This is a genomic window from Kitasatospora sp. NPDC001225, assembly GCF_053597855.1.
Window position 1 is genome coordinate 1 of the sequence record NZ_JBSFJC010000011.1, and the last position, 13,863, is coordinate 13,863.

Annotated in this window: 17 protein-coding genes and 1 pseudogene; 8 read left to right on the forward strand and 10 right to left on the reverse strand. The window is 73.5% G+C overall.

From position 1 onward, the window contains the following. Positions 1-117: 117 nt before the first annotated feature. Complete coding sequence (locus ACWDCZ_RS05815; protein ID WP_449815307.1) at positions 118-975, reverse strand: alpha/beta fold hydrolase; 858 nt, start codon at positions 973-975, stop codon at positions 118-120. 61 nt (positions 976-1,036) lie between these two features. Then, positions 1,037-1,399 carry a MerR family transcriptional regulator gene (locus tag ACWDCZ_RS05820; RefSeq protein WP_449815308.1) on the reverse strand — a complete coding sequence of 121 codons (363 nt, stop codon included), beginning with the start codon at positions 1,397-1,399 and terminating at the stop codon, positions 1,037-1,039. Between the two features lie 78 nt (positions 1,400-1,477). On the opposite strand from ACWDCZ_RS05820, the gene ACWDCZ_RS05825 reads away from it, so the two are divergent. Beyond that, positions 1,478-2,683 (forward strand): MFS transporter, encoded by a 1,206-nt coding sequence (locus ACWDCZ_RS05825; RefSeq protein WP_449815309.1) that lies wholly within the window; start codon positions 1,478-1,480, stop codon positions 2,681-2,683. Positions 2,684-2,746: 63 nt separating this feature from the next. After that, positions 2,747-3,058, forward strand: coding sequence for a type II toxin-antitoxin system Phd/YefM family antitoxin (locus tag ACWDCZ_RS05830; protein WP_449815310.1), 312 nt, complete (start codon positions 2,747-2,749; stop codon positions 3,056-3,058). 484 nt (positions 3,059-3,542) lie between these two features. Here the strand turns inward: ACWDCZ_RS05830 and ACWDCZ_RS05835 are convergent, their stop codons facing one another. From ACWDCZ_RS05835 to ACWDCZ_RS05850, 4 genes are all read right to left on the reverse strand, one after another. Beyond that, positions 3,543-4,745 carry a hypothetical protein gene (locus ACWDCZ_RS05835; protein WP_449815311.1) on the reverse strand — a complete coding sequence of 401 codons (1,203 nt, stop codon included), beginning with the start codon at positions 4,743-4,745 and terminating at the stop codon, positions 3,543-3,545. Positions 4,746-4,801: 56 nt separating this feature from the next. Continuing rightward, complete coding sequence (locus ACWDCZ_RS05840) at positions 4,802-5,116, reverse strand: hypothetical protein (protein ID WP_449815312.1); 315 nt, start codon at positions 5,114-5,116, stop codon at positions 4,802-4,804. A gap of 36 nt (positions 5,117-5,152) precedes the next feature. Further along, positions 5,153-5,749 carry an alpha/beta hydrolase gene (locus ACWDCZ_RS05845; RefSeq protein WP_449815313.1) on the reverse strand — a complete coding sequence of 199 codons (597 nt, stop codon included), beginning with the start codon at positions 5,747-5,749 and terminating at the stop codon, positions 5,153-5,155. 320 nt (positions 5,750-6,069) lie between these two features. After that, positions 6,070-6,249, reverse strand: a complete 180-nt coding sequence (locus tag ACWDCZ_RS05850; RefSeq protein ID WP_259316949.1) for a hypothetical protein — start codon at positions 6,247-6,249, stop codon at positions 6,070-6,072. Between the two features lie 34 nt (positions 6,250-6,283). On the opposite strand from ACWDCZ_RS05850, the pseudogene ACWDCZ_RS05855 reads away from it, so the two are divergent. Beyond that, positions 6,284-6,508, forward strand: a pseudogene (locus ACWDCZ_RS05855) (phosphatase PAP2 family protein); the annotation flags it as partial. Positions 6,509-6,736: 228 nt separating this feature from the next. On the opposite strand, the gene ACWDCZ_RS05860 reads toward ACWDCZ_RS05855, so the two are convergent. After that, complete coding sequence (locus ACWDCZ_RS05860) at positions 6,737-7,441, reverse strand: response regulator (protein ID WP_074000739.1); 705 nt, start codon at positions 7,439-7,441, stop codon at positions 6,737-6,739. A 91-nt stretch (positions 7,442-7,532) separates the two neighbouring features. Then, positions 7,533-9,131: a sensor histidine kinase gene (locus ACWDCZ_RS05865; protein WP_449815314.1), complete on the reverse strand. Its 1,599-nt coding sequence runs from the start codon at positions 9,129-9,131 to the stop codon at positions 7,533-7,535. A 159-nt stretch (positions 9,132-9,290) separates the two neighbouring features. On the opposite strand from ACWDCZ_RS05865, the gene ACWDCZ_RS05870 reads away from it, so the two are divergent. The 3 genes from ACWDCZ_RS05870 (at position 9,291) to ACWDCZ_RS05880 (ending at position 10,691) form a co-directional block, all read left to right on the forward strand. Continuing rightward, entirely contained in the window at positions 9,291-9,785 is a 495-nt protein-coding gene (locus tag ACWDCZ_RS05870) for a MarR family winged helix-turn-helix transcriptional regulator (RefSeq protein WP_449815315.1), read from the forward strand. Further along, positions 9,782-10,306 carry a MarR family winged helix-turn-helix transcriptional regulator gene (locus ACWDCZ_RS05875; protein WP_449815316.1) on the forward strand — a complete coding sequence of 175 codons (525 nt, stop codon included), beginning with the start codon at positions 9,782-9,784 and terminating at the stop codon, positions 10,304-10,306. The genes ACWDCZ_RS05870 and ACWDCZ_RS05875 overlap by 4 nt, the downstream gene beginning before the upstream one ends. A 151-nt stretch (positions 10,307-10,457) precedes the next feature. Then, the gene (locus ACWDCZ_RS05880; RefSeq protein ID WP_049656043.1) at positions 10,458-10,691 is read left to right on the forward strand and encodes a hypothetical protein; all 234 of its coding nucleotides are present in this window, start codon (positions 10,458-10,460) and stop codon (positions 10,689-10,691) included. 48 nt (positions 10,692-10,739) lie between these two features. Here the strand turns inward: ACWDCZ_RS05880 and ACWDCZ_RS05885 are convergent, their stop codons facing one another. Next, positions 10,740-11,867, reverse strand: a complete 1,128-nt coding sequence (locus ACWDCZ_RS05885; RefSeq protein WP_449815339.1) for a serine hydrolase domain-containing protein — start codon at positions 11,865-11,867, stop codon at positions 10,740-10,742. A gap of 202 nt (positions 11,868-12,069) precedes the next feature. After that, complete coding sequence (locus ACWDCZ_RS05890; RefSeq protein ID WP_449815317.1) at positions 12,070-12,516, reverse strand: Lrp/AsnC family transcriptional regulator; 447 nt, start codon at positions 12,514-12,516, stop codon at positions 12,070-12,072. A 93-nt stretch (positions 12,517-12,609) separates the two neighbouring features. Here ACWDCZ_RS05890 and ACWDCZ_RS05895 point away from each other — a divergent pair, with 93 nt between their 5' ends. Both ACWDCZ_RS05895 and ACWDCZ_RS05900 read left to right on the forward strand, forming a co-directional pair. Beyond that, positions 12,610-13,419 carry an LLM class flavin-dependent oxidoreductase gene (locus ACWDCZ_RS05895; RefSeq protein WP_449815318.1) on the forward strand — a complete coding sequence of 270 codons (810 nt, stop codon included), beginning with the start codon at positions 12,610-12,612 and terminating at the stop codon, positions 13,417-13,419. Further along, positions 13,416-13,853, forward strand: a complete 438-nt coding sequence (locus ACWDCZ_RS05900; RefSeq protein ID WP_074001150.1) for a nucleoside deaminase — start codon at positions 13,416-13,418, stop codon at positions 13,851-13,853. The genes ACWDCZ_RS05895 and ACWDCZ_RS05900 overlap by 4 nt, the downstream gene beginning before the upstream one ends. The last annotated feature ends 10 nt before the right edge of the window (positions 13,854-13,863 follow it).

The window sequence follows — 13,863 nt, forward strand, 5'->3', positions numbered from 1 at the left end:
GACTACGGCGCGGTGGTGCTCGCCACCATCGGGGTGCCGGGCGGGACCAGGCACACGCTGGTGGACCGGGCGGGGTACGACCGGTCGCGGGGCCGTCGGCGTTCCCGGGGCCGGCCCTCAGCGCGGGAGCGCGTCGAGCCAGCGGCCGACCAGGGTGCGGACGGTATCGGCGGCCTCGACCTGGGGGTTGTGGCCGACCCCGTCGAGGACGGCGGCGGCCATCCGGGGGTAGTGGTCGAGCAGGGCGAGCTGGTCGCGCCAGCCGACCAGGGCGTCCTGCCGGGTGGTGACCAGCAGGTGGCGGCCGCGGTGCCGCGCGGCCCGGTGCTCGGGCCAGTGCGGCAGCAGGAAGTCGGCTTCGAGCTCGGCGGCGGCCGCCCGGTCGTGCGCCTCCCAGCCGGGCCGGACGTACCGCTGGAACAGCTCCCAACTCGGGCCGGTGTGGCGGGCCATGACGTACCGGAACAGGTCGCGGTCGGCCGCCGGGAGCCGGGCGAGGAGGTCCTCGTCGCGTTCGACCACGGACTCCTCCGGCAGGTCGCGGTCGGCACCCCAGCGCACCACCGGCACCAGCAGCGCCGAGCCCAGCACCTGCTCGCCGAAGCGCGCGGTCACCGCCCGGGCCAGCTGGCCGCCGAAGGACTGCCCGACCACGGCGAAGGGCCGCCCGCCGACCTGGGCCTCGATCCATTCGGAGAGCGCCTCGGCCAGGGCGGCCGCCGAGGTCGGGCCCGACAGCCGGGGGCTGGCGCCGTGGCCGGGGAGGTCGAGGTAGAGGCGCCGCCAGCCGGGGCGGTCGGCGAAGGCGGGTTCGAGCGGGAGCAGGACGCGGTGGTCGACGGTGTAGCCGTGGATCAGGACGATCGGGGTGCCGTCGCCGAAGGCGGTGTGGTGGATCGCGGGGGCGGTCGCGGCGGTCGTGTCGGTCGCGGCGACGGCGTCGTTCAGGTCGGTCGTGTCGGTCGTGTCGGTCATGACGGCAGCGTCCAACCCTGACACCCGTGGCAAGGTCAAGCCGTCGAGTTCGGGTGGTAGATCAGGAGAGGCCCTTGACCACGTCCAGGTACTCCCGGATGGCGTCCCGGTTGCGCGTCAGGCACAGGATCCGGCGGGTCATCCGGTCCGTCTCGGACTCCAGGGTGGCGAGCATCTCCGGTGTGGCGTCGGCGAAGTGGATCGTCCGCGGGGTGTCCAGGCAGGGCAGGATCTGCTTGATGATCCGGGTCGGCAGCCCCGCGTCCAGCAGCCCGCGGATCTGCAGCACCCGGTCCACGAGGTACTCGTCGTACGCGCGGTAGCCGTTCGCCTCACGGCGCGGTGTGATCAGCCCCTGCTGCTCGTAGTAGCGCAGCAGGCGCGGAGTGGTCTCCGCCCGCCGGGCGAGCTCGCCGATGCGCATGTGTGACCACCCTCACCCCGGGCCGGCGCCATCCCGGCTGGACCTTGACACGAATGTCAACGATAGACGATCGGGCCCATGCCCACTCCCGAACTCCGCACCCCCGCACCGCCGGTGGCCCCCGCACCGAGGCTCCCCTGGCCCGCACTGCTGGCCATGAGCACCGCCGGATTCGTCACGATCATGACCGAGGCCCTGCCCGCCGGAGTACTGCCCGCGATGAGCGCCGACCTCGGCGTCGGCCAGTCCGCCGCCGGGCAGTCCGTCACCCTCTACGCCGTCGGCTCCATCGCGGCCGCCATCCCGCTGACCGCCGTCACCGGCCGCCTGCCGCGCAAGCGCCTGCTGCTGGTCGCCGTCGGCGGCTTCGCCGCGGCCAACGCCGTCACCGCCGTCTCACCCGACTACCCGCTCACCATGGCCGCCCGGTTCGCGGCCGGCCTGGTCGCGGGACTGCTCTGGGCACTACTGGCCGGGTACGCCCGGGGCATCGTCGCGCCGGAACAGCGCGGACGGGCGATGGCCGTCGCCATGGCCGGCTCGACCGTCGCCCTGTCGGTGGGCGTACCCGCCGGCACCCTGCTCGCCGGCCTGGTGGGCTGGCGGGTCACCTTCGGGCTGATGAGCGTGATCGCCGTGGCACTGGCCGGCTGGATGCTGCTCGCGCTCCCGCCACTGCCCGGCCGCGCCGACCAGGCCCGCGTCCCCGTCCGACGGGTGCTGCGGACGCCGGGCGTGGCCACCGTCCTGGCCGTCACCGCGACCTTCGTACTCGCCCACAACGTCCTCTACACGTACGTCGCCGCCCTGCTCGCGCCGTTGGGGCTCGACGGCCGGACGGACACCGTCCTGCTCGTCATCGGACTGTCCTCGCTGGTGAGCATCCTCGGCACCGGCGCCCTGATCGACCGGTACCTGCGCCCCCTGACCATCGCCGCCTCCGTCCTCCTCGCGGCCGCGGCCCTGCTCCTCGCCGCCGCCCTGCTCGGCTCGACCGGCCGGCCCGCCTACGCCGCCGCCGCACTCTGGGGCCTCGGCTTCGGCGGCGCCGCCACCCTCCTCCAGACCGCCGTCGCCGACGTGGCCGGCCCGGCCGGGGACATCGCCCAGTCGCTGCTCGTCACCTGCTGGAACCTCGGCATCGCCATCGGCGGCCTGGCCGGCGGCCTCCTCCTCGACCACGCCGGGCCGACCGCCCTGCCCTGGTCCGCCCTCGCCCTGCTGGCCGCCGCCCTCGCCACCACCATCGGCGGGCGCCGACACGGGTTCCCGGGGCGGCGGTGAACACTCCTCCGGGTGAAACCGACGCGCGTTCCGCGCCGACCGGGCCGCCGCACGGCAGGACGCATGACAGCCCGTGTCACCGTACGCCAACTCCAGCAGCGTGCCGACAAGTTGATCGACCTCGTCGCGGCCGGCGGGCGCGTCGGGATCACCCGCGACGGGCGGCTGGTCGCCGTCCTCGCGCGACCCGGCTCCGGCCCCGAGCCCGACCCCGGGCGGCGGGCACGGGAAGGCCTCGTTCACGACGGCACCGTCGCCCCCGAGAACGCCGCGACCGCGCGCGGCCTGGCCGACTGGACGTTCCCCGAGCCCGGCACCGGACTCAGATCGGCCTCCGACGCCCTCCTCACCATGCGGGAGGAGAAGGACCGCTGACCCGCCTCGGCTCCTGTGCGTCCGGCACCACCTGGACTCTGGGCCTTGGGCACTGGGGACGATTCCACCGCGTTGTGCACGTCTCCCTCCCCGCACGACTCCGAGGCCCGTGCGGCCACGCGCGCCGGTATGTGATCACGCAGCACACCAGTCTGACGAATGCGTCGTGGATGTCGTCGCGGACGTCCCAGCGGACGCGCCCTCGGATCCAGGCCTGGTCCGCTCGACGACCCATCACACGGGACTCCGAGCCTGAACCCGGCCACCGGCTACCGGGGCCTGGTCCGCTACCGGCTCGCCCGCCTCGCACACCTCGACCGCGCCACCGCCCGGCGCGGAGCTATGAACGCGCCGCACCGGGCGAACCGGTCCACGTCGACATCAAGAAGCCCGGCAACATCCCCGACACCGGCGGCCACAACAGCCCGGGCCGCCAGGCGGGCCTGACCTCCTACGGAACAAGCTGACACTGTCGGCCGTAGCGCTATCCGCCGCTGCGGAACAGCCCCAGAGCATCGGCCGCGCTCGGCCGACCCCAGTGAAGCACCTTAATCCCTACGAGCATGATGGCCACGTTCATGACCGGGTTCTTGATCTCCCCAGGCACATCGAGAAACGTCACGCCCAGGGTCAGCGCAATCCCCACTGACCCGACGGCCAGCCAACGCCATACCTCCCGGTCGGGCGCTGGGGTGACTTCGGCGAGGTGGACTTCAGGCAGTAGTTCACCGACACGTCCCTCGACGTACCGATCGGTAATCGTCGAAAGTTTGACCGTCAACCGTTTCAGGGCCGGTGCAGGCTCGGAGATCAGCGCGACTTCATCTGCTCGGAGAGCGCCGATGACCTTGGCGGCATGCTCCTTGGCCGCTTTACGTTGGTGGCTTCTCAGGCGATAGCCCCGCGAGCGATATGCCTGCCGCACCACCTTCTCGGCTGCTCGCATCGATACACGGGGAACAGTGTCGAGCGACGGCCTTTCGGTCCAGTGTTGATGTGCACGTGCACAGGCTGTCGCAGAGGCAATAAGAACAGCGACCCCGGACCAGTCGGCGACAGGCCGCCTCCCCAGACCTTGCCGCTGTGCAGCGCCTGAAACCGACCCTGCACCGAGAGCGCGGCCAAGTCGCCACGCCAGGATGGCCATCATGGACACGCCCACCGCAGCCGGCAGCAGTGCAAGCCACGCCGAAGCCGGAGTGTGGGGCAAGTCGTAGATGAGCCAGTGAGCGGCCTGGATGGCACTGTGCCACAGGCTGCTCAGGGGGTCCCCGACAGCAGGGCTGCTGTTGCCTTGCGCAGGTACCACTGACGAGGCCTGGAAGGCCTCCAACAGATCGTGATAGATGGTGAGACCATTCAGCTGGGTCAGCGCCCAGAGCACAATGGCATAGACCGGGGCCGCCCTGATGACCGAAGTACAGAAGCGGGTCAACGCCTCGGGCACCAGGTCGGGATGCAGAGGCCTGCTCTCATCACCTGCCACCTTCGGGATGACCTGATTAGCCTCATCGACCAACGACCGCGTCCAGCTCTCTGCGAGATCGTTCACCTTTCGGCCGACCACGCGAGGAGCCCAGCGGAGAGGTCGCAGCACCCAGCGGTCCCACCACTGCTGAACCACCACAAGGCCGCCGACCAGGAAGACGGCCAGAATTAGAGCGAGGCCTACGGCTGCTCGGACCATGCCCCGATGATGCCAGCGCCATCCGACATCGCGTCAGGATTCGTCGAACCTGCTGATCACGCTGCCATGGCCGGCAATGCGCCCACGCGCTCGCGGAACTCGGCGACAGCGGGCTCGGCCGCATAGGGCTTGAGGTAGCCGTCCAACTTGGTGAGGCGGCTGACGGCGCGGACGGAGTGGACCTTGGTTCCAAGGAGGCCAAGGTCGCGGTTCTCTGCGTCGAGGGCGCCGTCTAGGTCCTTGCCGACGAGGCGGGCGGAGCGGACGGCCTGGTCGCGGGGGACGATGTGGTCGATGGAGCACGAACAGGACCGCCGCGGACAGCCCCGGGGGCCCAGCGGCTCGGCCCGGCTCCGGAGGTAGTCCGGCAACGACTACGGCCGTCTCTTCCTCCGGGGCTCCCTTCCCTACTCTCCCTTCGTCAGGGAGGCGACGAAGCGGTCCAGGCGGGAGGTGACCTGCCGCAGGACGTCGATCGAGCCCAGGGGGTCGTCCGGCAGCTCCAGACCGTGGTCGGCGGCGGGTACTTCCAGGACCTCGTGTCCGGTCGATTCGGCGGTCCGGCGGTCCCACAGCTTGTCGGCGCCGCCGCCGACGAGGAGGGTCGGGGCTTCGGCGCGGGCGAGGGCGCGGGCGACCGGCTCGGAGGTCAGGACGGGGGTCAGCCAGGCTGCGGCGAGGCCGCGGTCGGCGGCAACGCCGCAGGCGAAGGAGGCCAGGGACTTGCCGACGAGCAGGCGGCAGGCGCCGCGCTCGGCGTCGACGGCCTCGGCGACCTGCCGCTCGACCCAGGCGGTCCGGTCCTCCGGCTCGAACGCCCGGAACTCGTCCGGGAGTTGCCACCACAGCTCCTGGACCGTCCAGCCGTGCCGGAGGAGCACCGAGCGGGCGAAGTGGAGGAGGGGCCTGGCGGGCGTGTACCCGATGCCCGGGACGACGAGCGCGACACGGTCGGGGGCTCCGTCGAAGCGGGTGGGGACGGCGAGCGGGGAGGGATCCGGCATGGGCGCAGGGTACGTGGCCGGTCGCTGTGACGTGATGTCAACCCTGACCATCGTCAGGGGCATTGCTTGACTTTCGGGTCGGGTGCCAAGGGGGTCTCGGCCTCTACCGTCCGGACCATGACGTACACGGACAGGAATTCGAGGCAGACCGGCGCCGCCAGGGCCACCGCCAGGCCCAGGGCCAAACCCAGGGTGAGGCCCAGGCCCGTCCTCGCCGTGGCCCTGCTCTGCGCGGGGGCCGGGGTGGTGGCGTGGCTGGCGCCGGAGCGGGGTGGCGGGGCGGGGCCGGTGCGGGTGTCGGCCGGGTGGTCGGCCGGCGGCTACCGGCGGGTGGCGGAGGCCGTCGGCGAGGCCCCGCACGCGGTGGCCTCGCTGCTGGAGCCGGCCACCGAGGTCGGGCTGCTGGTGCTGGGTCTCCTGCTGGCGTTCTGCTGGTGGACGGCCCGGGCCCGGCGGGCCGCCGGGGTGGTCGCGGGGGTGGCGCTGGTCGGGCTGGGCACGGTGCTGGCCTACGGGGCGAGCGAGGTGCTGAAGGTGGTCCTCGACGAGGAGCGGCCCTGCCGGGCGCTCACCGGGCTGCCGGGCACGGCGGTCGCCGCCTGTCCGCCGCCGGGCGACTGGTCCTTCCCCAGCAACCACGCCACCCTGGCGGTCGCGCTGGCCACGGGGCTGGTGCTGCTGCGCCCGCACTGGGCGGTGCTGGTCATACCCGTCGGCGGCGCCACGGCCGCGCTGCGGGTGGCGGCCGGGGTGCACTACCCGCACGACGTGATCGCCGGTGCCGCGCTCGGCGGCACGGTCACGGCGGCGGCGGTCCTCGCCCTGCGGCCGGCGGCCACCACTGCCGTGACGGCCCTGGCCGGGGTGCCGGTCCTCGGGCGGCTGCTGTCGGCACCGCCGATACCGTCGGCCCCGGGCGCGGGCTCGGGCTCCAGCTCAGGCGCGGGTTCCGGCGCCGGCGCCGGCGCCGCCCCGGGCGCGGCGGCCTCAGTCCCGTGGACCGCCCGCGCAGGTCGCGCCGAGGGTCAGTCCGGCCTCGTGCGCGAGGACGGCGGCGGCCGCCCGGTTGGCCACGCCCAACCGGGCCAGGATGGAGCTCACATGGGCCTTCACGGTGCCTTCCACCACCCCCAGCCGACGGGCGATCTGACCGTTGGACAGCCCGGCGGCGATCAGCGTCAGCACGTCCCGTTCCCGGGTGGTCAGGGCGGCCACCTGCTCCCGGGCGCCGGCACGCCGGTCGGCGGGGCCGCCGGCCCCGGTGGCGGCCAGGTGGGCGACCACCCGGGCGGCCACTTTGGGTGAGAGGTAGGCCGCCCCTCCGGCCACCGCGTGCACCCCGGCGAGCAGTTCCTCGGGCTCGCCGGACTTGATCAGGAAGCCGTTCGCGCCGCCGCTGAGCGCGCGCAGGATGTAGTCGTCCTCACCGAAGGTGGTCAGCATGAGTACTCCGGTGGCCAGGCCGTTCCGGCGGATCTCGGCGGCGGCCGTGATGCCGTCCGTCCCGGGCATCCGGATGTCCAGTACGGCGACGTCCGGCCGGTGGCGCCGGACCAGTTCGACGGCCTCCCGGCCGTCCCCGGTCTCGGCGACGATCTCGATGCCCGGGTCGGTGGCGAGCACCGCGCGCAGTCCCGCGCGGATCATGGGCTCGTCGTCGGCGAGCAGCACCCGGATCGGTGCGGTGGTCATCGGCGGCTCCTGTAGGTCGCTCGGTACGGAGGTGGTGGGGAAAGGGAGTTGCGGCGGGAGCGCGGGACGTGGAAGGCCGGAAGCCAGGGCTTCAGGAGACGAGCACGTCCCGCGAGACCAGCCGGGAGTCCTGGAAGCAGAGCCGGTAGGCATCGCCGGCCCGGTCCACGAACAGCTGGGCGGTGATGGCGTAGTACGCGCACAAGACCCCTTCCCCCGGCGGCGGCGCGGGCGTCGCCGGCCCGCTCGGCGGGCGGTACGGCAGCCGGTGGCCCGGCAGCAGACGCTCGACGGAGGCCTGGTCCTGCCCCACCTGGAGGGCGGCGTAGACCTCCGGGTCCAGCACCGACAGGCTGACTACGTAGAGCGTCCATACTCGCAGCGCCACGGTCAGCAGTACGGCCGTCCCCAGCGGGACGAGCACCACGGCGGCCAGCGTACGGCCCACCCTGCGCCGCGCCCGTCGCAGCTCGCGCACCGGCGACGACGGGGCGGCGGGCGGCAGCGGGACGGGCCCGGCGGCGCGGCGCGGCAGAGTGGCCTCGACCTCGAACCCGCCGTCCGGGCGGGCCCCGTGGGCGAAGGTGCCGCCCGCGAGCCGGACCCGCTCGGCCAGCCCGACCAGGCCGCGGCCACCGGTGGGCGGCACGGCAGGCGTCGAGGCGGACCTTCCCGCGGGTGCGGCGGACGTGCCGACGAACGCTCCGGTGAACGTTCCGGTGGGCGTTGCGCCGCGCGGGGTTGACGCGGGTGCCGAGCCCGTCGCCCGGGCGACGGTGAGCGCGGACGCAGGTACGGGCATGGGCGCGGGCACGGGCGCAGGTGCGGGCATGGGCACGGCCGCGGGCACAGGCGCGGGGCCGTTGGCCACCCGGAGGCGGGCGCCGTCGGCCGAGTACGCCACCTCCACGGTGACGGCCGCTCGCGGCGCGTGCTTGGCGGCGTTGGTCAGCGCCTCCTGCACCACCCGGTACGCGGCGTGCTCGGTGGCGCGCGGGAGTCCGTCCGGCTCACCGGTGATCTCCGAACGGACGTCCAGGCCGGCGGCGGCCGCCTCGGCGACCAGGTGCGGGATGTCCGAGTCGGCCGGTCCGTGGGCCGCGCGTGCGGCGGCGCCGCTCTCGTCCCCGTCGCGCAGGATGCCGATCACCTCGCCGAGCCGGTCGACGGCGGCGGCCGCGCCCGCCCGGATCTCCTGGACGGCCTCCCGGTGGGGCGGGGCCAGGTCGGGGGCGAGCTTGAGGGCCCCGGCGCGCAGGGCGATCAGGCTGAGGTCGTGGCCGAGGGCGTCGTGCATGTCCTGGGCGATCCGGGCCCGTTCGCGCAGTCGGGCCTGCTCGGCGACGAGTTGCTGCTCGCGCTCCAACCGCTCGGCCCGCTCCCACCCGGCGCGCACGAGTTCCTGCGACTGCCGCCAGAACCGGCCCAGCAGCCAGGGGCCCATCCCGGTGCTCACGGCGAGCGCGACGAACCGCAGCCCCAGGACGATCCAGGAGGGCACCGCCCCGACCACCAGCACCCCGGCCGCGACCAGCACGGCGAACACCACCACCGCCGGCCGCACCCGTTGCATCCGCAGCCCGGCCAGGAAGGAGAACCCGATCGCCGGCAGCGCCCACCAGAGGCTCGTGACACCGAGCCCGATACACACCGACGCCACCACGGGCAGCGCCGCCCCACTCATCCGCATGCCCACGACCCTACGAGGGCCGCCGCCGCACCGGATCTGTCGAAAGTCATGCCCGAGGCGCTCCGCCCGGCACCCCGAGCCCCATTCCCCGGCCCCGGCCCCGGCCCCGGCCCCGAAAAATAATAGCCATGGACATAGTAGCTATGTACTGTATCCGCCGTGAGTTCAACAGCTGAGGGCGCCACCGCAGGATTCCTGGTCTGGCGCCTGTCGATGAAGTGGCGGGTGGCGGTCGACCGGGCGGTCGCACCGCTGGGTCTGACGCACGCCCAGTACGCGGTGCTGGCCTCCCTGTACGGCATGTCGCGCTCCGGACTGCGCCCCAGCCAGCGCCGCCTCGCCGACCACACGGGCCTCGAAGCGCTCTACGTCTCCAAGCTCGCCCGCGCCCTGGAGGCCGCCGGGCTGGTGGCCCGCACCCGGGACCCGGACGACCCGCGTGCCATGCAGCTGTCGCTCACCGAGCAGGGCGGCGACGTCACCCGCCGCGCGATCACGGTGGTCCAGGGCCTCCTGGACCAGCTGCTGGCGCCGCTCGGCGGCCAGGACAGCCCCCGCGCCCGGGAGTTCACCCGCGAACTGGCCGTCCTGCTCGACGCACCTCTGGATCCGCCGCACGCCGAGAACGTCGAGAACGCCGAGGAGCCGTCATGACCACCGCCACCGCACCCGATACCGCCACCAACACCGCCACCACGGCCAACGCCGCACCGGCCACGGCCCCCGCCGCCCCCACGGCCCCCACCGCCGTCAACGGCCGGGTCATCGCCCTGGCCCACTACGCGGCGCGCGCCCTCCTGGAGGGCGTGCTGGACCGCCACGGAGCGACCTTCCACCAGAGCGTGACGCTCCGGGTCGTCGCGGTCGCGGGCGGCTCCATCGCCCGGGACGCGCTCGTCCGCGACGTCACCGGGTCGCTGAAGGCCGAGGAGTCGGTCGTCCATGGCGTGATCGGGGAACTGACCTCCGCCGGGCTGCTCTCGCAGGACCCGGCGGAGGCGTCCCGGCTGCACCTCACGGCGGCCGGCCGCGAACTCTACGAGCGCACCACCGCCGAGGCCGCCGGGATCACCGCCCGCCTGTACGCCGGCATCCCGGCCGAGGACCTCGCCGTCGCGGGCCGCGTCCTGGCGCTGGTCACGGAGCGCGCGAACGCCGAACAGGCCCGCCCCTGACGCCCCGTACGGTCGCCGGAACAGTCGGCCGTCGCGACGGTCTGCCGTCCCGACCGCCCGACTGTTCCGGCTGCTCCGACGACTCGGGTGCGACCGCCCTACGCCCGTGAGATAAAGGTTGGACGCATTCGAACGGGGGGAAGGTGACGGCATGGTCTTCGTCACGGTGTTCCTGGTCGCGCTCGTCGGCGCCATCGTCGGTGCCACGGCCTTCCTGGTACTCCGGGAACGCGCGCGGCGGCACCAGTCCGACAACGCCGAGGGAATGCTGATCGAACAGCACCGGACGGCTCACGCCACGCGCATGCGGGCGACGTACTCCAGCGTGTCCGTCCACCACGGGAACGGTGTGATCGGCGACGAGGGGAACCACCACCGCTCCTGACCGCTCACGGCCCGGTCACCACCTCAGCGAGACTGGGCGGCTACCAGCTCAGCGGCACAGGGCGGCGTCGACGACGCCTTCGAGGTGCCGGGTGACGGCGTAGTCGGCCGGGATGGTGGTCATCGCGATGTTCACGGCACGGCCGTCGTCGGTGGCGCCGCCCCGGGTCTCGTAGCCCGGGATGTCGCCGCCGTGCCCCCAGTAGACCCCGCCGCAGGTGAGCGTCCGGCTGAAGATGCCCAGTCCGGCGGCCATGCCGTCGCCGACCGGGACGGTGGTGCGCATCTGGGCGAGTTGGGCCGCGGGCAGCAGGCGGTCCGGGACCAGCAGTTCGGTGAAGAAGCGGTTGAGGTCCGAGTTGGTGGAGATCATCTGCCCGGCCGCCCAGGCCGCCGACGGGTCCAGCTCCGTGAAGTCGGCCAGCGGCGCGTCGGCGGAATCCCTGCGGTAGCCCTTGGGGTGGGCCTCCCGGATCGTCCGGTCGCCCACGGCCGGGAAGTAGGTGTGCCGCAGCCCGATGCGCCGGATGATCCGCCGGTCGATCTCCTCGGCGATCGGCCGGCCGGTCACCCGCTGGGCGATCAGGCCGGCCAGCACGTAGTTGGTGCTGCTGTAGCCGAACTTCTCCCCGGGCGCGAAGGCGGGCTTCTGCCCGAGGGCCATGTCCAGCAGCTCCCGGGGCTCGAAGTACCGGGTCCGCAGGGCGGTTTCCTCCAGCAGCCCCTCGTAGTCGGGCAGTCCGCTGGTGTGCTGGAGCAGCTGCCGGACGGTGATGCCGTGCCCGTCGATGCCCTCGCCGCGGACCAGGCCGGGGAGGTAGGTGTCGACGGAGGCGTCGAGGTCGACCTTCCCCTCCCCCACCAGCTGGAGCACGACGACGGCGGTGAAGGTCTTGGTGTTGCTGCCTATCCGCACCTGCCCGTCGACGGGGACCTTGGCGCCGGTGGCCAGGTCCCCCACCCCCGCGGTGTAGTCGCGGGTCCGGCCCCGCCCGTCCCGGACGGTCGCGAGCGCGGCGGGTATCCCGTCCGTCCGCACCAGCGCGTTCAGTCCCTGCTGCACGGCGTCCGAAGAAGCCGTGGCCGGCGCGGCCGCCGGTGCCGCCATGGCGGACAGTGCCGACGCCCCGACGGCCGCGACGGCCCCGGCGGTCGAGAGCGTGAGGGCGAGTGCCATGTGGCGGATGCGCGAACGACGCACGGGTCAACTCCTGTGGAATCGTGGGGGGTAGGAAACCCCCGGTCACGATCGCCAGTCTGTCCGCGCGACGGCCGGCCGACCTCCCCCGATCGAGGGAGCACCTTTCCCTCCCGACTCCCCTCCGACTCCCCTCCGGCTCTCCTCCGACATCAGGGCCGAGTCCGACGCCCCTCCGGCATCAGGGCCGAGCGGGCCCGCGCAGCGGCAGCGTCCGGCTGTAGACGACGCTCGTCGTGGTGCTGCCGAAGCCGGCCAGCTCGTCCACCAGGGTCTCCAGGTGCTCCATGGAGGTCGCCGCCACTTTGAGGGTGTAGCAGTCGTCGCCGGTGGTCCGCAGGCACTCCAGGACCTCCCGCCGCTCGGCGAGCAGTCGCCGCAGCGGCTCGTGCCGGTTGCCCGGGTACTTCAGCCGGACGACGGCGAGCACCGGGTAGCCGACCTTCGCCAGGTCCACCGTCGCGTGGTAGCCGGTGATGACGCCCAGCGACTCCAGGTTCCGCACCCGTTCCGTGGTCGCCGACGGGCTGAGGGACACCCGCCGCCCCAGCTCGCTGAGCGAGATGCGGGCCTCCTGTTGCAGCTCCTCGATGATCGCCCAGTCGGTGTCGTCAAGATTCACGGCCATGGCGCGAATCTACCGGGAAATCCCCGGCGATCCGCCGGACACAGAGGGAGGATGCCGTTCCGTCCGCCATGATCACGGGGATAGCCTCGATCCATGCAACTTGGCGTCAACGTACCGAACTTCGGCCCCGGGACCGACCCCGGCGTGCTGCGCGAGTGGGCCCGGACCGCGGAGGGCCTCGGCTTCGACCTCCTCATGGTGTCGGACCACGTCGCGGTGACCCCGGACGTGGCCGAGCGGTACCCGGAGCCGTTCTACGAGCCGTTCACCACGCTGTCCTGGCTCGCCGGGACCGCCCCCGGCCTGCGGCTGGGCACGACCGTCCTCGTCCTGCCCTACCGGCACCCGCTGCTGGTGGCGCGGACGGCGAGCACCCTCGACCGGCTCAGCGGCGGCCGGTTCGTCCTGGGCGTGGGGATCGGCTGGGCGCGCCGGGAGTTCGAGGCCCTCGGCGTGCCGTTCGGCGCCCGCGGCAGACTGACCGACGAGTACCTGGCCACGCTGCGGGACACCTGGGCGGGCGATTCGGGCCACCGGCCGGTACCGGTGTGGGTCGGCGGCCACAGCGAGGCAGCGCTGCGCCGGGCGGTCCGGTTCGGCGACGCCTGGCACCCGCTGCGGCTCCCCGTCGCCCGGATGCGGTCGGTCCTGGCCGAGCACCCGGTGCCGGGGTTCGCCCCCCGCATCGCCCTGCGGCTGACCACCGCGCCGGTCGACGACCCCGAACGGCCCGCCGGCGTCGGCACCCTCGACCAGGTCCTCGACGACCTGCGCCAGTTGCGCGACCTCGGGGCCGAGACCGTCGTGTTCCACCCCTACCACGGCGATCCGGAGGACACCCGTCGTCCGCAGCAGGCCTGGCGGACCCTCACCACCGTCGCCACCCACTGGAGGACCGCGTGATCACCGAAGCCGACGAGGCCCTGCTGCGCCGCGCCATCGCCATCGCCGCCCACGCGGTCGCCCTCGGCGACGCCCCGTACGGCTCGCTGCTGGCCGGCCCGGACGGCGAGGTCCTCGCCGAGGCCCACAACACCGTCCGGCGCGACGACGACATCACGGCCCACCCCGAACTGAAGCTCGCCCGCTGGGCCGCCCGCGAACTCTCCCCGGACACCGCCGCGCGCACCACGATGTACACCAGCTGCCAGCCCTGCGGCATGTGCGAAGGGGGCATCCTCCGCTCCGGCATCGGCCGGGTCGTGTACGCGCTCGCCACGGAGCAACTCGTCGAGCTCAACCCCGACTCGGGCGCCTGGCCGGCGGTGCCGACGGACGGCCCCGCCCTGCCCGAGGAGGCCCGGGCCCCGGTCGCGGCCTACTACCGGCGCACCTGACCACCAGCCC